Raw genomic sequence first — 25,834 nt, 5'->3', positions numbered from 1 at the left:
CGGGCACGAACCATGTCGACCTCGATCAACGCCTTGCCCCGCAAGCTCGTGAAGCGCGTCCAGCGGACGAACGCCGCAAAGGCGATCGAGCTGGCCTCGCGGCTGGGTTATGCGGCGCGGGGTCTGGTCTATCTGGGCCTGGGGACCGTCGTCCTGCTGGCCGCCCTGGACCTGACGCCGCGCGCCAAGGGCGCCAAGGGCATGCTGCGCGCCTGGGCCGACTGGCCGCTGGGCTGGGCGCTGATCGGCGCGATCGGCGTCGGCCTCGCGGGCTTCGCGGCCTGGCGGGTCCTGCAAGCCGTGTTCGACGCCGACCGGCACGGACGCACGCTCAAGGCCTGGGCGGTGCGGGCCGGCCAGGCGTTCAGCGGACTGGTCTATGGCGGCCTGGCGCTGTCGGCCTTCGAGCTGCTGGATGAACTGGAAGATGTCGGCGAGGTCGATGAGGAACAGAGCGTCCATCACGCCGCCCGGGCCGTCCTCGACCTGCCTTATGGCGACGCCTTGCTGATCGCCGCCGGCCTGGCGGTCGTGGCTTTTGCGGTCGGCAATGTCGTCCAGGGTCTGATGCAGGACTTCAGCAAGCGGCTCGACTGCGACGACAAGACCTGCCGACGGGTCGTGCCCCTGGCCAAGGCCGGCTACGGCGCGCGCGGCCTGGCCAGTCTGCCGCTGGGCGTCTTCCTGGTGATGGCCGGCCTGCAGGCGCGGGCCGGCGAGGCGCGCAGTTGGGGCGGGGCGCTGCAGGCGATCGAGCACCAGCCGTTCGGCAGCGGGGCGCTCGTCCTCGTCGCCGCCGGTCTGATCGCCTTCGGACTGTTCGGCCTGGTCGAGGCGCGCTACCGGCGCATCCGCCCGCCGCCGGAAGTCACCCCATAGGCGGCCGAGGGGCTAGGCCGCCCCGGCCGTCCACGCGTCCAGGTCCTTCAGCGCCCGCACGCTCATCAGCCGCTTCTTGGCGCGGCCGCGTTCCTTCAGCGGGATCTTCTTGCCCTCTTCGTCGACCTTGGGGGCTTCCAGCGGCGGCAGCAGGCCGTAGTTGATGTTCATCGGCTGGAAGGTGGTCTTGCCCTCGGCTTCCAGGTGGCCGCCGGTGACGTGGTCGACCAGGGCGCCCAGGGCGGTGGTCGGTGGCGGGGCGTCCAGCGTCCGGCCCAGGCGCTCGGCGGCGGCGAAGCGGCCGGCCAGCAGGCCCGTGGCGGCGCTTTCGACATAGCCCTCGACACCCGTCATCTGGCCCGCGAACCGCAGGCGCGGGGCCAGCCTCATGCGCAGGGACCGATCCAGCAGGCGCGGGCTGTTGATGAAGGTGTTGCGATGCAGCCCGCCCAGCCGCGCGAACTGGGCGTTCTCCAGACCCGGGATCATCCGGAACACCTCGGCCTGGGCGCCGTGCTTCAGCTTGGTCTGGAAGCCCACCATGTTCCATAGCGTGCCCAGGGCGTTGTCCTGGCGCAGCTGGACGATGGCGTAGGACTTCACGGTCGGGTCGCGCGGGTTGGTCAGGCCGACCGGCTTCATCGGGCCGTGGCGCAGGGTCTCGCGACCGCGCTCGGCCATCACCTCGATCGGCAGGCAGCCGTCGAAATAAGGCACGTGCTCCCAGTCCTTGAACTCGGCCTTGGGGCCGTCCAGCAGGGCGTCGATGAAGGCCTCGTACTGGTCCTTGTTCATGGGGCAGTTGATGTAGGCGGCCGCGTCGCCGCCCGGGCCTTCCTTGTCGTAGCGCGACTGGCGCCAGGCCACGTCCATGTCGATCGACTCGACGTGGATGATCGGGGCGATGGCGTCGAAGAAGCTGAGCTGGCCTTCGCCGGAGAGCTCGAGGATGGCGTCGGCCAGGGCGGGCGAGGTGAGGGGGCCGGTGGCGACCACCACATTGTCCCACTCGGCGGGCGGCAGGCCGGCGATCTCCTCGCGGACGATGGTGATCAGCGGATGGGCCTGGATGCGGCGGGTGACCTCGGCCGAGAAGCCGTCGCGATCGACGGCCAGGGCGCCGCCGGCGGGCACCTGATGCTGGTCGGCGGCCGACATGATCAGCGAGTCCAGCTTGCGCATCTCGGCGTGCAGCAGGCCCACGGCGTTGAACTGCCAGTCGTCGGAGCGGAACGAGTTCGAGCACACCATCTCGGCCAGGCCGTCGGTCTGGTGGGCGTCGGTGAGGACGGGCCCGGAAGGCTCATGGCGGCGCATCTCGTGCAGGACGACCGGGACGCCGGCCTGGGCGATCTGCCAGGCGGCCTCGGACCCGGCCAGGCCGCCACCGATGACGTGGATGGGAGAGGCGGAAGTGGGGGAAGTGCTCATGGGCGCCTCTTACCCCCGCTGGCCACGGGATGAAACCTGTGTCTAGGCTGCCCGCCTGTCGGGGAAGCGTCGGGGGCGACGATGGCGAGGTTTTCGGTTTCGGGCGCGGCGACGGCCGGCTTCGGGGTGATCGGCCGCGCGCCGCTGGCGGTGCTGGCCTGGGGGCTGGTGATCCTGGTGACCCTGGTCGGGCCGATGGTCGGCCTGATGTGGACGCTGGTCCCGCAGTTCATCGCCTTCATCAAGTCCATGCCCGAACCGGGCTCGGCCGCGGCGACGCCTGGCGACGACCCGGCCATGCTGGCGCGGATGATGCAGCTTCAGAGCAGCCTGATGGGCGTGAACGCCATCGGCTGGGTGGGCGGCGCCCTGGTCAAGGGCGTGGTCGTCGGGGCCGTGTTCCGCGCCGTGCTCCAGCCGGACCAGAAGCGCTGGGCCTATCTGCGACTGGGCAAGTCGGAGCTGTGGCTGGCCCTGGTGACGCTGGTCCAGGGCATACTGTTCATGATGGCCTATTTCGCGGTGGCGATCGGTGGATTCATCCTGGGCATGATCGTCTATCTGGCCGGGGCCGCGATGGGCGACGGCGGCAAGCTGGTCGCCGGTTTCCTGATCGTCCTGGTGGTCCTGGCGGCGGCGGGGCTGCTGATCTGGGGCGTGCTGCGCCTGTCGATGGCCGGGCCGATGAGCTTCGCCGAGGGGGAGTTCCGCCTGTTCGAATCCTGGGCCTTCACGCGCGGCCAGAGCGGCCGGCTGCTTGGCATGGCGCTGCTGATGGCGCTGATCCTGATCGTGCTGGAGATCGCGCTCTACGCGATCGTGGGCGGCGGCGTCGTGCTCGCGGTGGTGGCCAGCGGGACCGGCGAGGGCCTGACCGAAATCCTCGATCCCCTGAAGGGACAGCCGCCCGAGGTCTGGCTGCGGGCCTCCTGGCCGTTGATCGCCTGTGGCGCGGCCGTGCTGTCGGTCATCGCCGCCTTCGCCATGGCCCTGGTCGGCGCGCCCTGGGCCAAGGCCTATCAGGAACTGGCGGCCTCGGGCGCGGGCAAGGCCTGAGCCGTCCACGCGGCGCGCCCACGAGGCATCGCGGCCACGTCCGGCGAAATTCAGCGTGACACCCGCCGCGACTCGTCGCCAAGCGGGGGGCGAACCGCTTATGTCTCTTGGGATTGAGGGGTTCGCGCGATCGCGGACGGGAGAGGCTTTGATGGGCGAGGGATCGGCGACGATCGGCGGGACCGTTCGCGCCGGCATGGCGGGATGGACGCCGGGGGTGCGCGCCTGCTGGGCCGCCCTGGTCGCCGGCGCCGTGCTGGGCCTGCTGCCCCGCGCCCTGTCGCCCGGCCTGGCCTTCCTGAGCCTGCCGTTGGAGCTGGCCGCCACGACGCTGGCCTACGGCGCCCTCTATCGCCACGCGTTCGGCGGTCCCGCCGGCTGGAAGGGCCTGCGCTGGGGCGTCCAGGAATGGCGGCTGCTGGCGGTCCAGGCCCTGGTCACCGTCATCCTGACCGTCGTCATGGCCGTGCTGGCGGTGCTGGTCGGGGCGGTGGTCGTGGGGATCGCCAAGAGCAACGCTCCCGGCCTGGACATCACCTCGGTCGACGCCTGGCGCGGCGCGCTGGACGGTCCCGGCGCCCTGGCCGCGAGCCTGCCGCCCCTGCTGTCGATGGCGATCATGGTCTGGCTGTTCCTGCGCCTGTCCCTGGCCCCGGCCGCCACGGTCGACCTGGACCGGATCCAGGTGCTCAGCGCCTTCGGGCGCACGCGCGGCGTGGTGCTGGTCCTGGCGGCGGCGGGCGCGGTCCTGGCCGCCCCGGCGGTGATCCTGGTGGTCGCCATTGGCTATCTGCGGGCGGTCGCCGGCTTTTCCGAGGGCGCGCTGATCCCCGAGCTGGTCAGCGTGGCCCTGGTGTTCTTCTATCTCATCCCGGTCTGGACCGCGGCCCTGGTCGACGTCTATCGCCGCCAGCCCGCCCCGACCCCTGGAACCCTGCGGACATGACCACCTTCTCGCCCGTCCAAGCCGCCCTCGAAGGCGTCCGCATGACGCGCCGCAAGCCGCTGGTCGTGCTGGCCTGGGCCGCCTGCTACTTCGCCATGCTGGTCGTGCTGGGCCTGGTGGTCGCCTTCGCGTTCGGCGGCACCGTGCGGGCCGACCTGGCGCTGCTGTCGCGGACCAACGACGTGCGCGAGCTGATCGACATCGTCGCCCGCCGCAAGGGCACGCTGCTGCCGCTGATCGCCTTCGCGGTGGCCCTGCAGTCGGTGATCAGCGTGGCGATCATGCGGGCGGTGGTGCATCCGCAGGAGCGGCGCATAGCCTATCTGCGGGTCGGGGCCGAAGAGGGGCGGCAGTTCGTGGTCGCCCTGGTCGGTTGGGTGGTGGCCCTGATCGTCACCGCCCTGCCCAGCGCCGTGCTGGTGCTGATCGGCGCGGGGCTGATCAGCCTGGGCGCGGTCGAGACCAACCGCTGGGTCGAGGTGCTGGGCGCCATCGCCGTGGCCGGCCTGTCGATCTGGTTCGGCATCCGCCTGTCGCTGCTGTCGATCACCACCTTCGCCGAGGGCAAGCTGTCGCTGCGCCGGACCTGGGCTCTGACCGACCACCATTTCTGGCACCTGCTGGGCATGTACGCCCTGGCCTTCGTGATCACCTTCCTGGTCAGCGTGGCCCAGACCGTCGTGGCGGGCCTGATCCTCAGCCTGTCGGGCGGGGCGACCAACATCGTCATGCTGGCCCTGACCGGCCTGGCCAACCTGCTGCTGGCGCCGTTCTTCTTCACCGTGCAGATGGTCGTGCTGACGGCCGCCCCGGCCCGGGCCTATTACGACCTCCACGAAAGCGAGCTGGCCCCGGCGCCCCTCTAGGCGTTCGCGCTGGGCCGGGCCGACGCCCGGTCCCGCCAGGCCTTCAGCCGCCCGGCCTCCTCGGGCACCTCCAGGCCGATGAAGCCGGCGAAGTCGATCGTCGTCAGGGCCACGATGTCGGCGATCCCGTAGGCGTAGCCGGCGATCCATTCGCGGCCGTCGGCCAGTTCGCGGTCCAGCCAGGTCATGGCCCTGGCGGCGATGGGCCTGTTGGACTCGCCGAACTCGCGGTTCTGCACCAGCAGCGACGCCGTCAGCGGATGGGCGTGGCGCCAGTACATGCCGACCGGGACCATCAGCTGGAACTCGATGCGCCGGACCCACATTTCGGCGCGCGCTTGCGACAGGGCGCAGGTCCCGAACATCGGCGGCGGCGGGTGCAGGGCTTCCAGATAGCGGCAGATGGCGACGCTCTCGCTGATCGTCTGGCCGTCGTCCAGCTCCAGCACCGGCACCTGGCCCAGGCTGTTGCGCGCCTTGTGCTCGGGCGACTTGTGGCCGCCCTGGCGCATGCCGATGCGGATCTCCGGCAGGTCCAGCCCCTTCTCCGCCGCGAAGATGCGCACCCGGCGCGGATTGGGAGCCGGATTGGCTTCGCCGTAGAGCTTCATGATCGTCCTCCCGCCGGCCTGTTCCGACCGTGTCAAACGAACGTTAGAATTGGCGGGCGCGTTTGCACAGGGCGAACATCTCCGCCGCCCCTTCAAAAGGAGCGGGCCCGGGGGCTGTCGCACGGTCGCGAACCTTGATAGGCGTGGTCGGGATTTAACGGGGCATGGCGATGGATCAGTTTTCGGCCACGGACGCGGCTCTGGCCGGCTTTCGGGCGGCGAGCGAGAAACCCAAGACGGTGGCGATCTGGGCCGGGATCATGGCGATCCTCTCCTTCGTCGTCGCGGCCCTTGTGCTGTCGGCCTTCGGCGACAAGCTGACCGCCCTGACCGAGGCGCTGGAGGCCGATCCCGATCCGCAGACCACCATGGCGGCGATGAGCGGCCTGTGGCCTCTGTTCCTGGCCTCCATGGTCTATGTGCTGATCACCAATTCGGTGCTCGTGGCCGCGGTCAACCGCCTGGTCCTGCGCCCGCACGACAGCGCCGGGGCCTATCTGCGGCTGGGCGGCGCCGAGCTGCGTCAGGCGGCCGTGCAGGTGCTGCTCTATCTGGTGCTGTTCGGGGCCTATTTCATCGGCGTGCTGTGCCTGGCGATCCTGGCGGGCGTGGGCACGGCGATCGGCGGCCAGGGCCTGGGCGTGCTGCTGGCCCTGGTGTCGTTCGTGGCCTTGATCGCCGGCCTGATCCTGCTGTCGGTGCGCCTGTCGTTCGTCAGCACCCTGGCCTTCGACACCGGCCGCATCGATCTGAAGGCCTCGTGGGACATGACCAAGGGTCGGTTCTGGCCGCTGTTCGGGACCTATCTGATCGCCACGGTGCTGGCGGCGGTGGTCTATCTGCTGCTGTTCGTGATGATCGCCGCCGTCGGTTCGATCGCGGCAGTCGCCATGGGCGGCGGCCTGGCCTCGGTGGGCGACGCGCTCCAGAACGAGGCCAAGTCGCTGAAGGACCTGTTGTCGGTGAGCGGAGTGATCAGCTCCCTGCTTCAGGGCCTGATGTCGGTGCTGGTGTCGCTGATCGTCTTCGCCCCGGCCCCGACCATCTACGCCCAGCTCAAGGGCCGTGACCTGACCGACGCCTTCGGCTAGGCGCCGGGCGTGGGGGATTTCGCGTTCGACCGGGCCGTCCTGGCGGGCTTCGACCTGCTACGTCGACGACCGCTGGCGACTCTCGGTCTTGCGGCGGTCGGCGCGGTGGCCACGTTCGCTGGGCGGGTGACGGCGGTGATCTCGAGCCACTACACAGTGGCCGCCTTCACGCAATCGGAGTCCCTGCTGGCCGCCAGTACGGCGACGACCTTGATCGCCGTCCTGGTGTTGCTTCTGGTGATGGCGGTCATGGCGGCGGCTGTCGTCCGAGGCGGAAGGATCAGGGTCGGCGGCGACGAGGTCCGGCTGTTCCTCCTGTCGCTCGTGGTCTTCCTCGCCCTGGCCATCGTCCTCCTGGCGGTCGGCGTGGGCGGGGCCGTCACCGCGGTGGGCGGCTTGCGAGGGACTTCGGAGGACATCGTCATGTTCACCGCCCTGGCGCTCGGCGTGATCGTGGCGATCGTCCTGGCCAGCCGGTTGTCGCTGGCCGGCCCCTTGACCGTACAGGATGGGCGGTTGCGGTTCATGGCGTCCTGGCGGCTGACGCGGTCGCGGCGATGGAAGGTCTTGGGCGTCTTCCTCGTCACCCTGCTGATCGCCGGGCTTATCGGCGGCCTGGGCAGTTTCCTGCTCGCGACGGCGATCCCCGCGCTGGGTCTGGACAACGCGTTGACCTACGACCCGTCCCTGGCGGTCGCGCTGACGGGCCTGGTCCGGCCTGTGGTGCTAGGCCACCTCCTCTCGCAGGGACTGCTGGTGGGCTTGGCCGTGCTGATCCCGTTCGCGTCGGCGACCTACATCTGTCGGAGCCTGGTCGGCGATCCCGTCGCCGACCAGGTCGCCGTGTTCGACTAGGGCCCTCCGCATGACCGTGACCACGCTGAGCCGATTGGTGCTCGCGGGCGTTCCGTTGCTGCGGCGCGCGCCGCTCGCGGTGCTGGGCTGGGGCGTCTGCCTGTTGCCGCTCAGCGTGTTCAGCACCCTGCTGGACGCCGTGTACGACGGGTTGAAGGGCCCGTGGTCCTATGTCGGGGCGGAGCGGGGCGCCGGCTGGCTGCAGTTCGGCGTGCTGTTCTCGAACCTTCTGGTGATGTGCCTCGGCATGGCGATCCTGGCCGCCGCCGTTTTCCGGGCGGTCGCCGATCTGGAACGGACGGACGGTCGCTGGATGCGCCTGGGCGCCGACGAGCTCCGCCTCGGACTTGTCTGGCGCCTGATGTTCGTGGCCGTTTTCGCCGGCGTCTTCGTCCTCGTCGTCATCGTCGCCGCGGTCGCCCGTGACTCCGAGTTGGCGACGAAGACCAGTACGCTCGTGACCGTTCTGGTCCTGGCGGCGGTGTCGCTGGCGCGGTTCTCGTCAGCGCCCGCCATCACGCTCTTCGAGCGGCGGGTCGCGATCGCCGAGGCCTGGCGGATGACGCGCGGACGCTATCGGCTGGCCATCGTCTGCGCCCTGCTCTTTCTGGCGGCCTACGGCGGCGGCGAATGGTTGCTGTCGGCGCTGGGCGACGTGTTCAAGCAAGGCGGTGCCGACGCGAAGATCGGAGGCGATCCCTTTATTATCGAACTGGCGCGCTACGCCGCCGAACCCGAGCACCTGGTTCCGAACCTGGCGCGCGTGATGGTCGGAACCTTCGCGGGCGTCGTCGCCTACGCCCCGATGGCGGTTCTGTACCGCGACCTGACCGGCAGGAATCCCGCCGACCAGGCGGCGGTGTTCGACTAGGGGGAGCGGGTGAAGACACTTTCCTGGCCCGACGGCGTCCTGTCCGGCTTCCGGCTGGTCGCCCGACGGCCGCTGGCGGCGCTGTCCTGGGCGCTGGTGTTCATCGTGGGCGGGACCATCCTGGCCGGCTTCCAGGTCGCGGCCTGGCAAGGTTTCGCGGCGGGGCGGAGCCTTTCGGACGTCGCCGTGCCGTTGGGCTTCGGCGGCCTCGTTCTGGACGTCCTGACCACGACCGTGGCGAGCGCGGCGGTCCTTCGCGCGACGATCCGGCCCGACGACCGCCGCGCAGCCTGGCCGCGCGTTGGCGGCGGCGAACTCCGCCTTCTAGTCCTCGTGGCGCCGGTGACCGTGATGTCGATCGTGATCGCGGCGCCGATCGGGATCTTCCTGCTTGCAAGGGTCCTGGAGCCGGGGCCGCTCGCCACGAGCCTGGCCCTGCACCTGGCCGCCGTGATGCTGACCGCGGCGGGCGCCCGCCTGGCCCTGGCGGCGCCGGCGACCCTCGCCGACGGACGCCTGCGCCTGGCGCGCGCGTTGGGTCCGAGCCGGAAGCTTCATGTCCGGCTGGCGACGCTCTTCGTCGCGGCGCTGCTGTTGTCCATGGCGGTCGAATGGGCGGGATCGTGGGCGCGCGACGCGCTGGGCCTGGCCCAGCCGCCGGTGCTCCGGGCGTCGTCCCTGGCCGCCGCGCTGAACACGGCCTTCCGACCTGTCGCGATGGCGTCCAGGGTTTTCGGTGGCCTGGTCCATGCCCTGGCCTTCGCGGTGCAGGTCGGCCCGATCGGCTACGCCTTCCATCGCCTGACGGAAGGTCCAGCCGACCGGGCCGACGTTTTCTAGCTAGGCCCGCTTGCTCTTCTTTAGCTCGGCCACGCGCTCCAGCCGCCGTTCCTCGTGGCGGGCCAGGACGTCCTTCAAATATCGGCCGGTCCAGCTGGCCTCGACCTTGGCCACGTCCTGGGGCGAGCCCACGGCGACGATCTGACCGCCGCCGTCGCCGCCTTCCGGACCGAAGTCCAGCAGCCAGTCGGCGGTCTTCACGACGTCGAGGTTATGCTCGATGACGACCACGGTGTTGCCCTGGTCGACCAGCTCGTGGAGGACCTCCAGCAGTTTCTTGGTGTCCTCGAAGTGCAGGCCGGTGGTCGGCTCGTCGAGGATGTACAGCGTGCGGCCGGTGGCGCGCTTGCTGAGCTCCTTGGACAGCTTCACCCGCTGCGCTTCACCCCCGGAGAGGGTGGTCGCCTGCTGGCCCACCTTGATGTAGCTGAGGCCTACGCGCTTGAGCGTCTCCATCTTGTCGCGGATTGGCGGCACCGCCTTGAAGAAGTCGGCGGCTTCCTCGACCGTCATGTCCAGCACGTCTGCGATGGTCTTGCCCTTGAACAGGATGTCCAGGGTCTCGCGGTTATAGCGCTGGCCCTTGCAGACGTCGCAGGTGACGTAGACGTCGGGCAGGAAGTGCATCTCGATCTTGATCAGGCCGTCGCCCTGGCAGGCCTCGCAGCGGCCGCCCTTGACGTTGAAGCTGAAGCGGCCGGGGCCGTAGCCGCGCGCCTTGCTCTCCGGCAACTGGGCGAACCAGTCGCGGATGGGGCCGAAGGCGCCGGTATAGGTGGCCGGGTTCGAGCGCGGGGTGCGGCCGATCGGCGACTGGTCGATGTCGATGACCTTGTCGAAGTTCTCCAGGCCCTCGATCCGCTCGTGCGAGGCCGGGGCGTCGCTGGCGTTGTTCAGGCGGCGCGCGGCGGCCTTGTACAGGGTCTCGATCGTGAAGGTCGACTTGCCGCCGCCCGACACGCCCGTGATGCAGGTGAAGGTGCCGACCGGGATCTCGCCCGTCACGTCCTTCAGATTGTTGCCCTTGGCGCCGACGACGCGGAGCATCTTCTTCTTGCTGATCGGGCGGCGCTGTTCGGGCACCTCGATCTCGCGCGCGCCGGTCAGGTACTGGCCGGTGATGCTCTTCGGATTGGCCATGATATCGGCCGGCTTGCCCTCGGCGACGATCTCGCCGCCGTGCACGCCCGCCGCCGGACCCATGTCGATCACATAGTCGGCGGTGAGGATGGCTTCCTCGTCGTGCTCGACCACCAGCACCGAGTTGCCCAGGTCGCGCAGGCCCTGCAGCGACTGCAGCAGGCGCGTGTTGTCGCGCTGGTGCAGGCCGATCGACGGCTCGTCCAGCACGTAGAGCACGCCGGTCAGGCCGCTGCCGATCTGGCTGGCCAGCCGGATGCGCTGGCTTTCGCCGCCCGACAGGGTGCCCGAGCCGCGCGACAGGTTCAGATAGTCCAGGCCCACGTCGACCAGGAACCGCAGGCGGTCGTTGATCTCCTTCAGGATCCGCCGGGCGATCTCCATCTGCTTGTCGGTCAGGTGGCCTTCCAGCGCCGTGAACCAGTCGCGGGCCGGGCGGATCGCCAGGTTCGAGACGGCGGCGATGTCCAGGCCGTGGATCTTCACGGCCAGGGCTTCGGGCTTCAGGCGCTTGCCGTGGCAGACCTCGCAGGGGGTGTCGGACTGGTAGCGGCCCAGCTCCTCGCGGACCCACGAGCTGTCGGTCTCGCGCCAGCGGCGCTCCAGGTTCGGCAGCACGCCCTCGAACGGCTTGGCCACCTCGTATTTGCGGGCGTTGTCGTCGTAGATGAACTTGATCTTCTCGCCCTTCGAGCCCTGCAGCACGATCTGGCGGGCGCTTTCCGGCAGCTTGTGCCAGGGCTCGTCCATCGAGAAGCCGTAGTGGCGGGCCAGGGCCTGCAGGGTCTGGGTGTAGAGCGGCGAGGGCCCCTTGGCCCACGGGGCGACGGCGCCCTTGTGCAGGCTGCGGTCCTTGTCGGGGATCACCAGGTCGGCGTCGAAGGCCAGCTTGGCGCCCAGGCCGTCGCAGGCCGGGCAGGCGCCCGCCGGGTTGTTGAACGAGAACAGCCGCGGCTCGATCTCGGCGATCGTGAAGCCGCTGACCGGGCAGGCGAAGCGTTCCGAGAACAGCAGCCGACGCGGCTCCTTCTCACCTTCCTCGACGTTGGCCCATTCGGCCACGGCCAGGCCGTCGGCCAGGCGCAGGGCCTGCTCCATGGAGTCGGCCAGGCGCTGCTCCATGCCCGGCTTGGTGACGATGCGGTCCACGACTACGTCGATGTCGTGCTTGAACTTCTTGTCGAGGGCGGGGGCGTCCTCGATCGGGTAGAACTCGCCGTCGATCTTCAGCCGCTGGAAGCCGGCCTTCTGCCACTCGGCGATCTCCTTCTTGTACTCGCCCTTGCGGTCGCGGACGACGGGAGCGAGCAGATAGAGGCGCGTGCCTTCGGGCAGGGCGGTGATCTTGTCGACCATCTGGCTGATGGTCTGGCTTTCGATCGGCAGGCCGGTGGCCGGCGAGTAGGGAACCCCGACCCGCGCCCACAGCAGGCGCATGTAGTCGTGGATCTCGGTGACCGTGCCCACCGTCGAGCGCGGGTTACGCGAGGTGGTCTTCTGCTCGATCGAGATGGCCGGCGACAGGCCCTCGATCAGGTCCACGTCCGGCTTGCTCATCAGCTCCAGGAACTGGCGGGCGTAGGCCGACAGGCTCTCCACATAGCGGCGCTGGCCCTCGGCGTAGATGGTGTCGAACGCCAGCGAGCTCTTGCCCGACCCCGACAGGCCGGTCAGCACCACGAGCTCGCCCCGCGGGATGTCGACGCTGACGTCCTTGAGATTGTGCTCCCGCGCGCCGCGCACGCGGATGAAGTTCAGTTGTTCAGCCATGTTTTCCGGAACGCGTAGGGACGCTGTTTAGAGCCGGGGTCGGAGCCACGGCGAGACGGGTATATGTAGGGCGCGATCCGGCGATTAACACAAGAACAAGGTGCGAACAAATGTCGCCATGGCGGGAGGTGGCGACAGACTGCTGACATCAGGTGTCAGCAGCCGCCCAAGAGCGCGTCAAAGCCGCGCCGCCGCCAGGATCGGGCCGCCGTTCTTCGCCTGGACCAGCACCGCCGTCCGCAGGGCCGGATCGGCCGGCGGCGTGGTCGCGAACGCCACCGGGGCGCCGTTCCAGCCGCCCAGCCGGGTCAGCTCGCGGACCACGTCGCGGTGGGGCAGGGTCTTGCCGGTGTTCTCGCCGCGCTGGATGGCCACCTGCCGGACGCGCGGGTCGTAGCGCACCAGCCAGACGTCGGCCCCGGCCTTGGGGGCTTGGCCGGCCCCGATCTCGACCCGGCCGCGCGACAGCGCCACCGTGGCGTCCATGGCGGGGCGGGCGCGGCGCAGGGCCAGTTCAACGTCGCGGGCGTCCGTGCCGATCAGGTCCTCGCGGCCCTCGACCACCATCTGCGGCGTGCCCAGCTGGGCGCCCAGGCCGCGGGCGTAGGCCTTCTGCCGATCGGTGAAGGCCGGCTTGGCGAAACTATCTTTCCAACCGAGCTGGTCCCAGTAGGTGACCCCGAAGCTCAGGGCCAGCACCTCGGGCCGGTCGGCCAGGGCGTTGAGGTTGGCGTTGGCCGGCGGGCAGGACGAGCAGCCCTGGCTCTGGAACAGCTCCAGCACCACCGGCCGCTGGGCCGTGCCGCCGGTCCCGGCCATCGACCAGGTCCCGACGGCGACCGCCAGGACCGTCCCGGCCGCCAGGCTGGCCCAGGCCGTCTTCCGCATCGTGGTTCGTGTCATGGCGCGCGTCCTCCTTGGTCGTCGAGGATCAGTTCGCGGCGGGACCGGCGGAGGTTACAGCGTTCACGAACAATAAACCGCCTTTGGAAGCGCAACCTTCAGCACCCCTGGTGTCTATGGCGCGGACGGATCGCGCATCCTGCGCGCCCTCGAGGACGACGAGCTTGGCCAAGGCGGCGGCGAAGGAAGAGGCGAAACCGGCGGCCCCCGAGGCTCCGGCCAAGGGCAAGGGCGGCAAGGCCGCCAAGGTCGTGCGCCAGCGTTCCGAGATCGACGACATCATCACCCTGGTCGTCTGCGTCGCCTGCGCCATCTGGGCCTTCAAGATCATCGTCGACCTGAGCGCGCTGAGCTTCTGAGCTCGGCTTTCTTCCGAAATCACAAAGCGATCCCGTCATTCCCGCCCTTGTTGCGGGAGCCCCTCTGTCCGCCGCAAGGGCAGGCGAGTGGCGCGCTGGCGCGCCAAAGCACTTCACCGTTCGGCTGAACCAGGGGTTCCCGCCACAAGGGCGGGAATGACGAACGTGAAGGGGTCTATAGACCTCTACCCCAGCGCCGCCGCCGCGCCGCCTGCGGGCGGGGCGCTCAGGGCCACGTCCAGGGCCTCGACCAGGCGTTGGGCGGCGATCGGCTTGGCCACGAAGCCGTCCATGCCGGCGGCCATGTAGCGCTCGGTCTCGTGGCTCAGCACGCTGGCGGTGACGGCCAGGATCGGCGTGCGGGTCCGGCCCTCGGCCGCCTCGCGGGTGCGGATCACGCGGCCCGCCTCCAGCCCGTCCATGCCCGGCATGTGGATGTCCATCAGGATGGCGTCCCAGGGACCGGACTCCCACATCGCCACCGCCTCGTGGCCGTCGCGGGCCACGCCGCAGGCGACGCCCAGATGGCCCAGCATGGCCTGCAGGACGGTGCGGTTGGTGGCGTTGTCGTCGACGACCAGCATCTTCAGCGCGCCGCCCATCGCCGGCTCGTCGGCGACCGGCTCGACCTTCGTCGGCTGGCCCACCGGCGTCAGGGCGGGGCAGGGGGCCTCGAAGGTGAAGCAGGCGCCGCCGGCCGCCGGGCTCTCGAAGCCGACCTGGCCGCCCATCAGCGTCATCAGCTCGCGGCAGATGGCCAGGCCCAGGCCGCTGCCGCCCGTGCGGCGCGTGCTGGAGCCGTCGACCTGGACGAATTTCTCGAAGATCTGGGCGCGGCGCGCCTCGGGCACGCCCACGCCGGTGTCGGTCACGGCGCAGGTCAGGGTCTGGGCGTCGCCGCCGATCCGCACGGTCACCTGGCCGGCGTCGGTGAACTTGATGGCGTTGGAGATCAGGTTGCTGAGCACCTGGCGCAGACGGGCGGCGTCGCCGTCGCGCCAGCCGCCGGCCCCGGGCTCGACCTCCAGGGCGAAATCCAGGCCCTTGTCGTGGGCCAGGCCGCCGTAGAGCTGGCGCAGGGTGTCGGCCAGGGCGTCCAGGTCGAACGGCGCCCGGACGATCTCCATCTTGCCGGCCTCGATCCGCGAGATGTCGAGCACGGCGTTGATCACGTCCAGCAGGGTGGCGCCGGACTGGTGGATGGTGGCCAGGCGGGCGCGCTGCTTGGCCGAGAGGGTGTCGCGGTCCATGGCCTGGGCCATGCCCAGCACGCCGTTCAGCGGCGTGCGGATCTCGTGGCTCATGGTCTCGAGGAACTCGGTCTTCACGCGGCTGGCGGTCTGGGCGACCACCATCAGGTCCTGGGCCTCGGTGCGCAGGCGGCGGTTCTCGTCGAGCTCGGCTTCCAGCTTGCGGTTCAGGGCGTCGGACGCCAGGCGGGCGCGCAGCTCGCGCATCACCGCCCCGCGCATCAGGGTCGACATGCCCAGCGCCGCGAAGGCGCCGGCCACGCCGATGAAGCCGTACTGGCTGACCAGGTCGCCGGGGGCGTTGCGGGCCATGACGATCAGGCCGACGATCGCCGCGCCCACGCTGACGAAGGCCACGCGCCGGGTGGGGGCCGAGGTGGCGAACACCAGGGCCATCAGCACGAAATAGACCAGCTTGGCCGGCTCGAAATGGATGCTCTGATAGGCCGCGACATTGGCCATGAAGAGCGTGTTCATCGCCAGGGCGGCGGTTTCCATCGCCGGCATGTCCGGCGAATGGGTCTTCAGCCGGCGCCAGAACCAGAGCCCGGTCGCGGCGGCGGCCACCGCCAGCCCTTCCAGCAGGACCAGGGCCGCGCCCTTCTCGTAGAAGGGATGCGACAGGCTGATCACGCAGTAATAGGCCGCGGCCGCCGCCAGATAGCCGCGCAGGATGGGCACGTACGAGCTGACGATCTCGTTCGACGGTATGGGTTCAGGTTTGCCGAAAGTCCACTTCATGAGCCCCCGCGCGCCCTCTTCAGCCCCCTGGCTTGAGCACACCGTAGGAGATCAAGGTTAAGTTGCGATTGAGAGCGCTACCGTTGTCGGACAATAGCTAGGCGGCGCGATCGATGCGGGCGGCGTAGCAGCCGGGCTTGGCGTAGTGGGCGTGCAGGTAGGCCACGGCGGGGTTTTCCAGCATCCGCTCGATCACCGGGGCGGCCGTCGCGCCCTCGACCACGTCGGCGTCGAGCAGCATGCCGGCCGCGTCAAAACCGCGCAGGGACAGCAGGCGGCGGCGCAGGGCCGGGGGCAGCGCGTCCTTGGTCGTGGCGGGAGCCTGGGCCGCCTCGCGGACATAGATGGCGTAGCGCGAGCGGAACGGCGTGTCGGCGGCCTGGTGCTCGTGGTTCAGCAGGATCAGGGTCTCGCCCGGCGCGGCGTCGTCCAGGGTGACGCGGCAGGGAAAGGCGAACGGCGCGTCGGCGACGACGCGCAGCATGCCGCGCTCGGCCAGGGCGTCGTCGTCGAGGGCGAACAGCGGCGCGAACGGCTCGATGGGCAGGCTGGAAACGGTGAACGACATGACGGGCTCCTGTGAGTGAGAGCCCGATCCTGACGGCGGCCGATCCGGGCCGACACCCGATCCTTGCGGTCGAGTCGAAACTTGCCGAACGCCGGTTGATCGCTTAGATCGTCCGTGCTCGAAATCCCGGGCTCACCGATGGAGGCCACCATGGACATTGCGATGGACGACCGTTTCGCCCTTCCCACTGACCTGACCGTGGTTTCCCATGCCCGCCTTCATCACCCTGGATTCCGTTCGCGCCGACACGCCTGACGGCCGCGTCCTCTTCGACAATCTGACCCTGGCGATCGGGGCCGAGCGCATCGGCCTCGTGGGCCGCAACGGCGTGGGCAAGTCCACGCTGCTGTCGCTGATCGCCGGGAGCCGCGCCCCGACCTCGGGAACGATCAGCCGCGCCGGCGTGGTCGGCGTGCTGCCGCAACTGCACGCCCCGCCGTCGGGGGCGCGCGTCGCCGACCTGTTGGGCGTCGGCCCGGCCTGGGACCGGCTGTGCCGGATCGAGGCGGAGGAGGGCAGCGAGGAGGACCTGGTCGAGGCCGACTGGAGCCTGCCGGGCCGCGTCGCCGCCGTCCTGGCCGAGGTCGGGCTGTCGCGCTGGGACGCCTCGCGTCCGGCGGCCCAGCTCAGCGGCGGCCAGATGACCCGCCTGGCCCTGGCCGGTCTGCTGCTGGCCGCGCCCGACGTCATCCTGCTGGACGAGCCGACCAACAATCTCGACGCCGGGGCCCGCCTGCTGCTGGCCGACGTCCTGCGGCGCTGGAAGGGCGGGGCGGTGGTGGTCAGCCACGACCGGGCCCTGCTGCGCGGCATGGACCGCATTGTCGAGCTGACCAGCCTGGGCGCGGCAAACTACGGCGGCGGCTACGACCTCTACGCCGAGCGCAAGGAGAAGGCCGCGGCCGCCGCCGAGCACGACCTGGAGGCGGCCGAGCGCCAGGTCCGCCAAGCCGCGCGCGAGGCCCAGGTCGCCCGCGAGCGCAAGGCGCGCCGCGACGCCGCCGGGCGCAAGTTCGCCGCCAAGGGCAGCGAGCCGAAGATCCTGCTGGGCGCCCAGGCCGAGCGGGCCGAGAACAGCGGCGCACGCGAAGGACGGCTGGCCGACCGCGCCGCCCAGGAGGCCGCCCAAGCCCGCGAGGCCGCCGACGCGAAGGTCGAGCGCCTGCGCCGCCTGGCCTTCGACCTCCCGTCCTGCGGCCTGCCCGCCGGACGGACGGTGCTGGACTTCGACGGGGTGGGGTTCGCCTATCCCGACGGACAGCCGGTCTTGTCTGACTTGAGCTTCCGCCTGGCCGGTCCCGAACGCGTGGCCCTCGTCGGGGGCAACGGAGCGGGGAAGTCCACCCTGATCAAGGTGGCGACGGGCGGGTTGGAGCCCACGACGGGGACCGTGACGCGCGGCGTTCCGGCGGCCCTCCTGGACCAGCGCGCCGCCGTGCTGGACGAGACCCAGACCATCCTGGAGAACTTCCGCCGCCTGAACCCGGCCGCCGGCGCCAACGAGGCCCACGCCGCCCTGGCGCGCTTCTTGTTCCGCAACGTCGCCGCCCACCAGGTCGTCGCCACGCTCAGCGGCGGCGAGCGCCTGCGCGCGGCCCTGGCCTGCGTGCTGATGTCGGCCGATCCGCCCAAGCTGCTGATCCTGGACGAGCCGACCAACCACCTGGACCTCGACTCGGTCCAGGCGGTGGAGAGCGCCCTGGCCGGCTACGACGGGGCGCTGCTGATCGCCAGCCACGACGAGGATTTCCTCGAGGCGGTGGGCGTGGAGCGGCGGATCGACCTTAGGCCGCGGTGACCTACACGTTACGGTTTGTTGCTAATCACTCTCAACAGCAGCTATACGGCGCCATCATTCGAACTGCCGGGGCGTCGATCATCATGCGGACCATCTCCATCAGCCGTGCGCGGCGCGCCTCGATCCTGACCGGCCTCAGCCTGACGGCCCTGGCGATCGCGACCGCCGCCCACGCCGAGGACAAGGCCGAGCCCACCGACGTGGACCAGCTGGTGGTCACCGCCGCCCGCACCATCCTGCCGGCCAGCGCCCTGCCGCTGACGGTGGACGTGATCGATTCCGAGGCCCTGACCCAGCAGGTCGCCATCAGCGGCTCGGTGGTCGACGCGGTCTCGAACCTGTCGCCGTCGTTCTCGCCCACGCGCCAGAAGCTGTCGGGCGCGGGCGAGACCCTGCGCGGCCGCTCGCCGCTGTACGCCATCAACGGCATCCCGCAGTCGACCCCGATCCGCGACGGCTCGCGCGACGGCTACACGATCGATCCGTTCTTCATCGATCGGGTGGAGGTGATCTACGGCTCCAACGCCCTGCAGGGCATCGGCGCCACCGGCGGCGTGGTCAACCAGGTGACTGTCGGCCCGCCCAAGGCCGACGGCGTCACCGGCAAGGTCCTGACCCAGGTCAGCGCCGGCGACGACCTGGGCGACAGCGTCGGCGGCAAGGTGGCCGGCCTGGTGGCCTGGCGCGGCGGGGCGTTCGACGCCACCGTCGGCGCTGCCTACGACGCGCGCGGCGCCTTCTACGACGGCGACGGCCGCCGCTTGGGGATGGACGGCACCCAAGGCGAGGTCCAGGACTCCAAGGCCCTGTCGTTCTTCGCCCGCCTGGGCTGGCAGCTGGGCGAGAACACCCGCCTGGACGTGGTGGCCAACCGCTTCGAGCTGAAGGGCGACGGCGACTACGTCACCACCACCATCTCGGCGACCAATCCCAAGCCCGCCACCAACGGCGACCGCACGTTCCATGTGCCGACCACCAGCTTTCGCGGCGTCCAGCCCGGCGAGCCGGCGGCTAACCGCGTCGAGACGGTGTCGGCCTCGCTGGTCAACAGCGACCTGGCGGGCGGCAACCTGATCGCCCAGCTGTTCTTCAACCGCTCGCGCGACACCTTCGGTGGCGACATCAACGCCACGTTCCAGGATGTCCGCATCGCGCCGCTGAACACCCTGTTCGACCAGTCCTCGAACCGCTCGCGCAAGCTGGGCGCCCGGGTCAGCTACGAGCGGGCCGTTCCGGGGATCAAGGGCCTGACCGGCACCGTGGGCCTGGACACCATCAACGACCGCACCGAGCAGGTGCTGATCGAGACCGGCCGCGCCTGGGTGCCGCCGACCAAGTTCCAGAGCGTCGCGCCGTTCGTGCAGGGCAACCTCTCGCTGCTGGGCGACAAGGTGCACCTGGCCGGCGGCGTGCGCTTCGAGAACGTCGAGCTGAAGGTCGACGACTTCACCACCCTGGCCTTCTACGGCTCGCGCAAGGTGGCCGGCGGCAATCCCGACTTCAAGGCGACGCTGGCCAACGGCGGGATCGTGGTCGAGCCGGTGACGGGCCTGCGCGTCTACGCCAGCTACGCCGAGGGCTACACCGTGCCCGACGTCGGCCGGATCCTGCGCGGCATCAATGTCGACGGCGTCGACGTCGACACCTATCTGAACATCGAGCCGATCGTGTCGAACAACCGCGAGATCGGGACCGAGCTGAAGCGCGGACCGTTCGACGCCAGCGTCAGCTACTTCTGGTCCAGCTCGAAGCTGGGCCAGCTGCTGATCAAGAACAGCGGCGGCATCTTCGACGTCCAGCGCCAGCGGGTCGAGATCGAGGGGCTGGAGGCCAATCTGAAGGCCCGCACGCCGATCCAGGGGCTGGTCGTCTCGGCGGGCTACGCCCACCTGAAGGGCCGGACCGACACCAACGCCGACGGCAAGGTCGACAAGGACCTGGACGGCGCCAACATCTCGCCCGACCGCCTGAACCTGGCCGCCGATTACCAGGGCGACAAGTGGGGCCTGCGCTTCCAGATCCAGAACTACATCAAGCGCGACATGCAGAACGCCCTCGTGAAGGACGACTTCACCGGCTACACCCTGGCCGACGCCTTCGTGCGCTATGAACTGCCGGTCGGCGCGCTGTCGCTGGGGATCCAGAACCTGTTCGACGAGCAGTACATCTCGTACAACTCCGACACCACGGCGCCGGCGGTCGACCGCTATTTCGCCGGGCGCGGCCGGACGGCCACCCTGGGCTGGGAAGCCCGCTTCTGATGAAGGTCGTCCGACAGATCCACCGCTGGACCGGCGGGCTGATCGGCCTGCTGCTGGCCCTGATGGGGCTGACGGGGTCGCTACTGCTGCACGAGGACGCCTTCCTGCGCGCCACCGTGCCGCACGCCGCCGACGCCCAGCGCCAGGACGCGGCCGCCCTGGGCGCGGCGGCGACGCGGATTTTCGCCGCCAAGGACCGCCCGCGCTCCATCGTGCTGGCGACGCCGCGCCTGGGCCTGCACAAGCTGAGCTACAAGGGCGAGCACGCCGCCTACGCCGACCAGGACGGCGCGATCGTCCAGAGCTGGACGTCGAACTGGACGCGGCCGGAGGTCTGGCTGTTCGACTTCCACCACCACCTGTTCAACGGCGACACCGGCGAGATCGTCGGCGGGATCGCGGGCCTGGCCGGGCTGGGCTTCGTGGGCACCGGCCTTTGGCTGTGGTGGCCGACCCGGCGGATGTTCCACGTCCGGCCGTGGCCCCGGATGATGAAGCGGGCGGCCATCGTCCATCACCACCGCGACCTGGGCGTGCTGGTGGCGCCGCTGCTGATCCTGTCCCTGACCACGGGGGCGGCGATGAACCTGAAGTGGTTCTCCGACACGCTGCGGGCGCCGTTCTCGTCGGCGGCGACGATGAAGGCCGCCTCGGCCCCGCCGAAGATCAAGGGCGGCAAGCTGGCCAAGGACCTGGACTGGACGGCGGTGATCGGGGCGGCCCAGGCCCGCTATCCCGGCGCCGAGGTCCGCACCATCGGCCTGCCGGCCAAGCCGGGCGGGTTGATCGCGATCCGCCTGCGCCAGCAGGCCGAATGGCTGCCGAACGGCCGCACCATGGCCTGGTTCGACCCGGCCACCGGCAAGATGGTCGCCACGCGCGACGCCCAGACCCTGCCGCTGGGCTCGCGCATCGCCAATCTCGACTACCCGCTGCACGCGGCCAAGGTCGGCGGCCTGCCGTATCGCCTGGTGATGACGGTGTCGGGCCTGACCCTGACCCTGCTGGGCACGCTGGCGGTGGTCACGTTCTGGGGCAACCCGGTGGGGAACCCGAAGCGGCGGAAGAAGGTGGTGACGGCGAAGGCGGCCGAGGCGACGGCCTAGGCCTTACGGCAGGTCATTGTCGTCCTGGAATGGCCTCCGGACGCCGGTGACGGGGTATGGGCCACGGACCAGGCGCCTTCGGCCTCCTTGACGAGACGCGCCTTGCATTTGACGAGCAAGGGAACCGGTTTTCCGGTCCAGATGTCGATGGTCGGCTTCGACAGACGCGCCAGGACAAAATCACAGCGTGCGTCCGTCGCGCCATCAGTGCAGTCGAGATCACGGATTTGGATCTGGGGCGCGGTGGCTTCGTGCTGGTAGCCCATGACCCAGCCGCCGGAAACAAGCGTATTGCCGTTGCCGACCAGGGCGTTGAGTTGGACGTCATCGAAGATGGCGGCGCGGATCTGATCCTGGTCAGGCGCAGGAGAGGCCGCCAATGCGGTCGCCGCCAAGAGCACGCTAAGCTGCACCATCGATCGTCGCTCGCCCCTGTTCAGCGGCGAAGCTAGGCGAAGTGATGCTGACCCGCCAGCCCTACGCCCGCTGGTTCAGCGTGATCGCGGTGCCGTTCTGCTTGTAGGCGGTGGCCTGGGCGCCGGGGCCGTAGCCGGCGCCGGTGGGGCGCTGGACGGCGATCTCCTCGGCGATGGCGCGGACCAGGCCCTCGGTGACGGTCTTGGCGGCGGTGACGGCGCGGCCCTGGCGGGCGAGCACGGCGTCGAAGGCCTCGGTGGCGCGCACCAGGCGCTGGCGGCGCTGCGGCGAGGCGCCCTGCACCAGGGCGACGTTGCCGCGCACCTTGGTCGACTCGTGGCGGTAGAGATTGGCCAGCTTGGCCACCTCGTCGACGTAACGCGCCGCCTCGTGCGGGCGGCGGGCCTCGAAGGCGGCGGACTGCCTGGCGATCAGATCGGTCAGGCGCTCGGTCAGGATGATCAGCTGTTCGACGCGATCGTCGCAATCGGTGGCGTTGAGGGCCATGGGCTACTCCTTCAGACCTTGCATCTTCAGCATTTCCTTCTGCACCGACGCGGCCACGCCGATGCCGCCGGCCTTGGAGACCTGCTTGGCCATCTCCTCGGCCAGAAGGGACTTGAACATGTCCTCGCCGGCCCCGCCGCCGCCGATCTCCGGCGTCTTCATGCCGGCGGTCATCGACTGCATCATCACCGACAGGAACGAGGCCTCGAACTTCTGGGCCGTCTCGCGGATCTTGCCGCGCTTGAGCAGCTCGGCGGTCGAGGCGGCGGTCTTGCCGACCGTGTCGATCACGGTCGGGGCGGCGATGGCGGCGGCGAGAAGGCTCATCACATCACCTCGATGTCGGCTTGCAGGGCGCCCGAGGCTTTGATGGCCTGCAGGATCGAGATCATGTCGCGCGGCGTGACGCCCAGGGCGTTGAGGCCGCCGACCAGGCTCTTGAGCGAGGCGCCGCCGCCCAGGGTCAGCAGCTTGCGGCCGGTCTCCTCGTTGACGCTGACGGTCGACTGCGGGACGACCTTGGTCTGGCCCTGGCTGAACGGGGCCGGCTGGCTGACGGCGGGGTTCTCCTGGACCGAGATGGTCAGGTTGCCCTGGGCGATCGCCACCTGGCTGATGCGGACGTCGTCGCCCATGACGATGACGCCGGCCACTTCGTCGATGATCACCTTGGCCGGGGAGTCGGGCTCGACCTCCAGGTTCTCGATGTTGGTGACGAAGCTGATCATGTCCATGCCGGCCGGCGCGCGCACGGCGACGATGGTGGGGTTCTGGGCCTGGGCGCAGCCGGGGAAGCGCTGGTTGATGGCGTCGGCGATGCGGCGCGAGGTGGTGAAGTCCGGGTTGCGCAGGGTCATGCGCAGCACGTCCATGTTCACCATCTGGAAGCCGGTCTCCTTCTCGATGATGCCGCCGGCGGCGATGCGGCCCGCGGTCGGCACGCCCTTGGTGACCGAGCTGCCCGAGGCGCCGCCGGCCGAGACCGAGCCGGTCTGCACCGTGCCCTGGGCCACCGCATAGGTCTGGCCGTCGGCGCCTTGCAGCGAGGTGACCAGCAGGGTGCCGCCCAGCAGGCTCTTGGCGTCGCCCAGGGTCGAGACCGTGACGTCCATGCGCGCGCCGGCCGCCGAGAACGGCGGCAGGTTGGCCGTGACCATGACGGCGGCGGTGTTCTTGGTGTTGAGGTTGCCGTCGCGGACGTTGACGCCCTGGCGCTCCAGCATCGCTTCCAGGCTCTGCTTGGTCATCGGCGCGTTGCGCAGGCTGTCGCCCGAACCGTTCAGGCCCACGACGATGCCGTAGCCGACCAGTTGGTTGTCGCGCACGCCTTCGAAGGCGACGATGTCCTTGATGCGCGACTTGGCGTCGGCCGGTGACGCGACGAGCGCCACGGCGGCGAGAGCAAGGCCCAGAACGGAAGCAAAGAATGAACGAGACATGGCTTTCCTACGGCGGGGCGGCATCCCCACGCCGTCCCATGCCAGAACCGGGCCAATTCAATTGGGTGAAAAAGTTCAATGAAATCAGTCGAAAGGCGTGCAAATTCCGCCTGCGACATTCTGGTTCGGCAGATTCTGCCCGGCATTAACCATACCGCAAGCGGCGCTCAGCAAGATGTGGTTAACGGGGCGGGGGTGACTCCTCCAAACGTTCGTCGGAGCAGCGTTTCGTCATGAAGGTTTCCAGCACGGGGAGCGCGGGCGCGGTTGGCGCGTCGCGGGCCAAACCGACGGGCGGCGGATCGGGGTTTTCCCTACCGACAGTGGGCGGCGCCAGCGCCGCTTCCGGGGTCGCCCAGGCGGGCGGCGTGGCCGGGATCGGCTCGCTCGACGCCCTCCTGGCCCTGCAGGCCGACATGGACCCGATGGAGCGCAAGCGCCGGGCGGTCAAGCGGGCCGGCGGCCTTCTGGACCTGCTGGACGCCCTGAAGCTGGCCACCCTGGACGGCGAGATCTCGACCGGCACGCTGTCGCGACTCAAGAGCGCCGTGCGCGAGCATCGCGAAGCCACCGACGACCCCAAGCTGGAAGCGATCCTCAACGAGATCGAGACCCGCGCGGCGGTCGAGGCGGCCAAGCTGGAACAGGCCCGGCTGGGCTGAGATCGCTGATGAAACCGTATCTTAAAGAACGCGGTTCATCGAATATCCCCAGGAACGGGGCATCCGTGCACGGTCGTGAACACGCCGCTCACGCGACGTTCATTGAACCGGGCTATCGTTTTGGTATAAGCACCCGGCCTGACCTAGGCGAAGTTCATCGGGGCGTGAGGCGTTAATGCAAACGGCCACTGTTCTTAAGGTACCAGACTCGTATCGTCCTTCGGATGACGAGCCTTTCATGAACGAGCGTCAGCTTGAGTATTTCAAGCAGAAGCTCCTGGCTTGGAAAGAAGAAATCCTCCGCGAATCTCGCGAAACGGTTTCCCACCTGCAAGCCGAAACTGAAAACCATGCCGACCTCGCCGATCGCGCGTCGTCGGAAACTGATCGGGCGCTGGAACTTCGCACCCGGGATCGCCAGAGAAAACTCATCTCGAAAATCGACCAGGCGTTGCGCCGAGTCGAGGATGGCTCCTACGGCTACTGCGAAGAGACCGGCGAACCGATCGGTTTGGCTCGACTGGACGCGCGGCCCACCGCGACGCTCAGCCTGGAAGCCCAGGAACGCCATGAACGTCGGGAACGGGTTCACCGCGACGATTGAGATCCTTCGGGACATCTCGACTGAATGTGTTTCAAACGGCCTCGCCTCGCGGCGGGGCCGTTTTTCGTTGGTCCTCCCGTGGGGGAGGTGTCGGCGAAGCCGACGGAGGGGGGAGTGATCCGACCTCGACCGCACCCGGGCCGGCAATCCTGAAACTCCCCCCACCGATCGCTGAGCGATCGCCTCCCCCACAGGCGGAGGGGCGGTTCACCACAAGCTCGCCGCCGCCCTCTCCGGCCAGGCCTTGTCGTATTCCGCCCCGCCGACCGTCTCGCCGCTCATCGCCGCCAGCATCGCGCCGGGCGTGGGCAGGGATCGGGGATCCACCTGAGCTTCCGGCTTCCACAGGTTCGAGCGGACGATGGCGCGGGCGCACTGGAAGTAGGCCTCGACCACGGTGACCACCAGGCAGGTGCGCGGCGCCTTGCCGTCGACGGCGAAGCTGGCCAGCAGCCCGGGATCGGCGCTGACCACCGCCCGGCCGTTGACTCGGAAGGTGGTGCCCGAGCCCGGGATCAGGAACATCAGCGCCACGCGCGGGTCACGGACCACGTTGCGCAGGCTGTCGATGCGGTTGTTGCCCCGGCGGTCGGGCAGGATCAGCGTCCGCGCGTCGTGGATGCGGACGAACCCGGGCTGGTCGCCGCGCGGGCTGCAGTCCAGGCCCTCGGGGCCGACCGTGGCCAGGGCCAGGAACGGCGAGGCCTCGATCAGGGCGCGATAGTGCGGGGTGATGTGGTCGGCGACCTTGACGGTCGAGGCCGGGACCGGAGCCGGCGTGTAGAGGGCCTCGAGCGCCTCGAGACTGTCGACGACGTGATCGATGGCGGGCATGCGCGGCTCCCCTGCAGGGCCGCCAGCAT

General features: G+C 69.7%; 25 protein-coding genes. 14 read left to right on the top strand and 11 right to left on the bottom strand.

Going from position 1 to position 25,834, the window contains the following annotated elements; all coding sequences use genetic code 11:
- Positions 1–12: 12 nt before the first annotated feature.
- Complete coding sequence (locus BR39_RS0101935; RefSeq protein ID WP_029907349.1) at positions 13–879, top strand: DUF1206 domain-containing protein; 867 nt, start codon at positions 13–15, stop codon at positions 877–879.
- A 12-nt stretch (positions 880–891) separates the two neighbouring features.
- Here the strand turns inward: BR39_RS0101935 and trmFO are convergent, their stop codons facing one another.
- Positions 892–2,310, bottom strand: coding sequence for a methylenetetrahydrofolate--tRNA-(uracil(54)-C(5))-methyltransferase (FADH(2)-oxidizing) TrmFO (gene trmFO, locus BR39_RS0101930; protein WP_029907348.1), 1,419 nt, complete (start codon positions 2,308–2,310; stop codon positions 892–894).
- Positions 2,311–2,391: 81 nt separating this feature from the next.
- Here trmFO and BR39_RS0101925 point away from each other — a divergent pair, with 81 nt between their 5' ends.
- The 3 genes from BR39_RS0101925 to BR39_RS0101915 all read left to right on the top strand — a co-directional run bounded on the left by BR39_RS0101925 (position 2,392) and on the right by BR39_RS0101915 (position 5,178).
- Positions 2,392–3,366, top strand: coding sequence for a hypothetical protein (locus tag BR39_RS0101925; RefSeq protein WP_029907347.1), 975 nt, complete (start codon positions 2,392–2,394; stop codon positions 3,364–3,366).
- Between the two features lie 151 nt (positions 3,367–3,517).
- A complete protein-coding gene (locus BR39_RS0101920) occupies positions 3,518–4,312 on the top strand; it encodes a hypothetical protein (protein WP_029907346.1) in 795 nt (264 codons plus the stop codon).
- Entirely contained in the window at positions 4,309–5,178 is an 870-nt protein-coding gene (locus tag BR39_RS0101915) for a hypothetical protein (RefSeq protein ID WP_029907345.1), read from the top strand. Before BR39_RS0101920 ends, BR39_RS0101915 begins: the two co-directional genes overlap by 4 nt.
- Here BR39_RS0101915 and BR39_RS0101910 read toward each other — a convergent pair.
- A complete protein-coding gene (locus BR39_RS0101910; RefSeq protein ID WP_029907344.1) occupies positions 5,175–5,789 on the bottom strand; it encodes a glutathione S-transferase family protein in 615 nt (204 codons plus the stop codon). The genes BR39_RS0101915 and BR39_RS0101910 overlap by 4 nt on opposite strands.
- Before the next feature lie 170 nt (positions 5,790–5,959).
- Here BR39_RS0101910 and BR39_RS0101905 point away from each other — a divergent pair, with 170 nt between their 5' ends.
- From BR39_RS0101905 to BR39_RS0101890, 4 genes are read left to right on the top strand one after another with little or no spacing between them, the layout of a single operon-like run.
- Positions 5,960–6,880: a hypothetical protein gene (locus BR39_RS0101905; protein WP_029907343.1), complete on the top strand. Its 921-nt coding sequence runs from the start codon at positions 5,960–5,962 to the stop codon at positions 6,878–6,880.
- A gap of 9 nt (positions 6,881–6,889) precedes the next feature.
- Positions 6,890–7,735: a hypothetical protein gene (locus BR39_RS25585; protein ID WP_029907342.1), complete on the top strand. Its 846-nt coding sequence runs from the start codon at positions 6,890–6,892 to the stop codon at positions 7,733–7,735.
- A 10-nt stretch (positions 7,736–7,745) separates the two neighbouring features.
- Positions 7,746–8,606 (top strand): hypothetical protein, encoded by an 861-nt coding sequence (locus tag BR39_RS0101895; RefSeq protein WP_156035544.1) that lies wholly within the window; start codon positions 7,746–7,748, stop codon positions 8,604–8,606.
- Between the two features lie 9 nt (positions 8,607–8,615).
- Entirely contained in the window at positions 8,616–9,446 is an 831-nt protein-coding gene (locus BR39_RS0101890) for a hypothetical protein (protein ID WP_029907340.1), read from the top strand.
- Here the strand turns inward: BR39_RS0101890 and uvrA are convergent, their stop codons facing one another.
- Positions 9,447–12,356 (bottom strand): excinuclease ABC subunit UvrA, encoded by a 2,910-nt coding sequence (gene uvrA / locus BR39_RS0101885; RefSeq protein WP_029907339.1) that lies wholly within the window; start codon positions 12,354–12,356, stop codon positions 9,447–9,449. It abuts the gene before it with no gap.
- Positions 12,357–12,533: 177 nt separating this feature from the next.
- Positions 12,534–13,259: a thioredoxin family protein gene (locus tag BR39_RS0101880; RefSeq protein ID WP_029907338.1), complete on the bottom strand. Its 726-nt coding sequence runs from the start codon at positions 13,257–13,259 to the stop codon at positions 12,534–12,536.
- 164 nt (positions 13,260–13,423) lie between these two features.
- On the opposite strand from BR39_RS0101880, the gene BR39_RS0101875 reads away from it, so the two are divergent.
- Complete coding sequence (locus BR39_RS0101875; protein ID WP_029907337.1) at positions 13,424–13,618, top strand: hypothetical protein; 195 nt, start codon at positions 13,424–13,426, stop codon at positions 13,616–13,618.
- A 185-nt stretch (positions 13,619–13,803) separates the two neighbouring features.
- Here the strand turns inward: BR39_RS0101875 and BR39_RS0101870 are convergent, their stop codons facing one another.
- A complete protein-coding gene (locus BR39_RS0101870) occupies positions 13,804–15,609 on the bottom strand; it encodes an ATP-binding protein (RefSeq protein WP_029907336.1) in 1,806 nt (601 codons plus the stop codon).
- Between the two features lie 97 nt (positions 15,610–15,706).
- Positions 15,707–16,177 carry a DUF1203 domain-containing protein gene (locus BR39_RS0101865; protein ID WP_029907335.1) on the bottom strand — a complete coding sequence of 157 codons (471 nt, stop codon included), beginning with the start codon at positions 16,175–16,177 and terminating at the stop codon, positions 15,707–15,709.
- Positions 16,178–16,385: 208 nt separating this feature from the next.
- On the opposite strand from BR39_RS0101865, the gene BR39_RS0101860 reads away from it, so the two are divergent.
- The 3 genes from BR39_RS0101860 (at position 16,386) to BR39_RS0101850 (ending at position 21,342) form a co-directional block, all read left to right on the top strand.
- Positions 16,386–17,975, top strand: coding sequence for an ABC-F family ATP-binding cassette domain-containing protein (locus BR39_RS0101860; protein WP_029907334.1), 1,590 nt, complete (start codon positions 16,386–16,388; stop codon positions 17,973–17,975).
- A gap of 83 nt (positions 17,976–18,058) precedes the next feature.
- On the top strand, positions 18,059–20,236 hold the full coding sequence (locus tag BR39_RS0101855) for a TonB-dependent receptor (RefSeq protein WP_029907333.1): 2,178 nt from the start codon (positions 18,059–18,061) through the stop codon (positions 20,234–20,236).
- Entirely contained in the window at positions 20,236–21,342 is a 1,107-nt protein-coding gene (locus BR39_RS0101850; RefSeq protein WP_029907332.1) for a PepSY domain-containing protein, read from the top strand. Before BR39_RS0101855 ends, BR39_RS0101850 begins: the two co-directional genes overlap by 1 nt.
- Here the strand turns inward: BR39_RS0101850 and BR39_RS0101845 are convergent.
- From BR39_RS0101845 to BR39_RS0101830, 4 genes are all read right to left on the bottom strand, one after another.
- The gene (locus BR39_RS0101845; protein WP_029907331.1) at positions 21,339–21,758 is read right to left on the bottom strand and encodes a hypothetical protein; all 420 of its coding nucleotides are present in this window, start codon (positions 21,756–21,758) and stop codon (positions 21,339–21,341) included. The two genes, BR39_RS0101850 and BR39_RS0101845, sit on opposite strands and share 4 nt — an antisense overlap.
- 61 nt (positions 21,759–21,819) lie before the next feature.
- Entirely contained in the window at positions 21,820–22,266 is a 447-nt protein-coding gene (locus BR39_RS0101840; protein ID WP_029907330.1) for a hypothetical protein, read from the bottom strand.
- A 3-nt stretch (positions 22,267–22,269) separates the two neighbouring features.
- Positions 22,270–22,593: a rod-binding protein gene (locus tag BR39_RS0101835; protein WP_029907329.1), complete on the bottom strand. Its 324-nt coding sequence runs from the start codon at positions 22,591–22,593 to the stop codon at positions 22,270–22,272.
- Entirely contained in the window at positions 22,593–23,705 is a 1,113-nt protein-coding gene (locus BR39_RS0101830) for a flagellar basal body P-ring protein FlgI (RefSeq protein ID WP_029907328.1), read from the bottom strand. The genes BR39_RS0101835 and BR39_RS0101830 overlap by 1 nt, the downstream gene beginning before the upstream one ends.
- Before the next feature lie 233 nt (positions 23,706–23,938).
- On the opposite strand from BR39_RS0101830, the gene BR39_RS0101825 reads away from it, so the two are divergent.
- Positions 23,939–24,367 carry a flagellar assembly protein FliX gene (locus BR39_RS0101825; RefSeq protein WP_029907327.1) on the top strand — a complete coding sequence of 143 codons (429 nt, stop codon included), beginning with the start codon at positions 23,939–23,941 and terminating at the stop codon, positions 24,365–24,367.
- Positions 24,368–24,542: 175 nt separating this feature from the next.
- Positions 24,543–24,971: an RNA polymerase-binding protein DksA gene (gene dksA / locus BR39_RS25990; RefSeq protein WP_012287706.1), complete on the top strand. Its 429-nt coding sequence runs from the start codon at positions 24,543–24,545 to the stop codon at positions 24,969–24,971.
- 207 nt (positions 24,972–25,178) lie between these two features.
- Here the strand turns inward: dksA and BR39_RS0101815 are convergent, their stop codons facing one another.
- Entirely contained in the window at positions 25,179–25,805 is a 627-nt protein-coding gene (locus BR39_RS0101815) for a pyridoxamine 5'-phosphate oxidase family protein (protein ID WP_029907325.1), read from the bottom strand.
- Positions 25,806–25,834 lie beyond the last annotated feature (29 nt).

Source organism: Caulobacter sp. UNC358MFTsu5.1 (genome assembly GCF_000712075.1).
Classification (GTDB): Bacteria; Pseudomonadota; Alphaproteobacteria; order Caulobacterales; family Caulobacteraceae; genus Caulobacter.
Note: the sequence above shows the minus strand (reverse complement) of the source record. Positions and strands in the feature narration are given on the sequence as shown.

What these genes read in the sequence shown, in the direction of transcription:
- BR39_RS0101845 (WP_029907331.1), bottom strand. Translation starts at nt 21,758, where the DNA reads ATGGTGCAGCTTAGCGTGCTCTTGGCGGCGACCGCATTGGCGGCCTCT.
- BR39_RS0101910 (WP_029907344.1), bottom strand. Translation starts at nt 5,789, where the DNA reads ATGAAGCTCTACGGCGAAGCCAATCCGGCTCCCAATCCGCGCCGGGTG.
- BR39_RS0101895 (WP_156035544.1), top strand. Translation starts at nt 7,746, where the DNA reads ATGACCGTGACCACGCTGAGCCGATTGGTGCTCGCGGGCGTTCCGTTG.
- BR39_RS0101860 (WP_029907334.1), top strand. Translation starts at nt 16,386, where the DNA reads ATGCCCGCCTTCATCACCCTGGATTCCGTTCGCGCCGACACGCCTGAC.
- BR39_RS0101815 (WP_029907325.1), bottom strand. Translation starts at nt 25,805, where the DNA reads ATGCCCGCCATCGATCACGTCGTCGACAGTCTCGAGGCGCTCGAGGCC.
- BR39_RS0101870 (WP_029907336.1), bottom strand. Translation starts at nt 15,609, where the DNA reads ATGAAGTGGACTTTCGGCAAACCTGAACCCATACCGTCGAACGAGATC.
- BR39_RS0101925 (WP_029907347.1), top strand. Translation starts at nt 2,392, where the DNA reads ATGGCGAGGTTTTCGGTTTCGGGCGCGGCGACGGCCGGCTTCGGGGTG.
- BR39_RS0101835 (WP_029907329.1), bottom strand. Translation starts at nt 22,593, where the DNA reads ATGAGCCTTCTCGCCGCCGCCATCGCCGCCCCGACCGTGATCGACACG.
- BR39_RS0101825 (WP_029907327.1), top strand. Translation starts at nt 23,939, where the DNA reads ATGAAGGTTTCCAGCACGGGGAGCGCGGGCGCGGTTGGCGCGTCGCGG.
- BR39_RS0101850 (WP_029907332.1), top strand. Translation starts at nt 20,236, where the DNA reads ATGAAGGTCGTCCGACAGATCCACCGCTGGACCGGCGGGCTGATCGGC.
- BR39_RS0101915 (WP_029907345.1), top strand. Translation starts at nt 4,309, where the DNA reads ATGACCACCTTCTCGCCCGTCCAAGCCGCCCTCGAAGGCGTCCGCATG.
- BR39_RS0101935 (WP_029907349.1), top strand. Translation starts at nt 13, where the DNA reads ATGTCGACCTCGATCAACGCCTTGCCCCGCAAGCTCGTGAAGCGCGTC.
- BR39_RS0101865 (WP_029907335.1), bottom strand. Translation starts at nt 16,177, where the DNA reads ATGTCGTTCACCGTTTCCAGCCTGCCCATCGAGCCGTTCGCGCCGCTG.
- BR39_RS0101920 (WP_029907346.1), top strand. Translation starts at nt 3,518, where the DNA reads ATGGGCGAGGGATCGGCGACGATCGGCGGGACCGTTCGCGCCGGCATG.
- dksA (WP_012287706.1), top strand. Translation starts at nt 24,543, where the DNA reads ATGCAAACGGCCACTGTTCTTAAGGTACCAGACTCGTATCGTCCTTCG.
- BR39_RS0101855 (WP_029907333.1), top strand. Translation starts at nt 18,059, where the DNA reads ATGCGGACCATCTCCATCAGCCGTGCGCGGCGCGCCTCGATCCTGACC.
- BR39_RS0101840 (WP_029907330.1), bottom strand. Translation starts at nt 22,266, where the DNA reads ATGGCCCTCAACGCCACCGATTGCGACGATCGCGTCGAACAGCTGATC.
- trmFO (WP_029907348.1), bottom strand. Translation starts at nt 2,310, where the DNA reads ATGAGCACTTCCCCCACTTCCGCCTCTCCCATCCACGTCATCGGTGGC.
- BR39_RS0101880 (WP_029907338.1), bottom strand. Translation starts at nt 13,259, where the DNA reads ATGACACGAACCACGATGCGGAAGACGGCCTGGGCCAGCCTGGCGGCC.
- uvrA (WP_029907339.1), bottom strand. Translation starts at nt 12,356, where the DNA reads ATGGCTGAACAACTGAACTTCATCCGCGTGCGCGGCGCGCGGGAGCAC.
- BR39_RS0101905 (WP_029907343.1), top strand. Translation starts at nt 5,960, where the DNA reads ATGGATCAGTTTTCGGCCACGGACGCGGCTCTGGCCGGCTTTCGGGCG.
- BR39_RS0101830 (WP_029907328.1), bottom strand. Translation starts at nt 23,705, where the DNA reads ATGTCTCGTTCATTCTTTGCTTCCGTTCTGGGCCTTGCTCTCGCCGCC.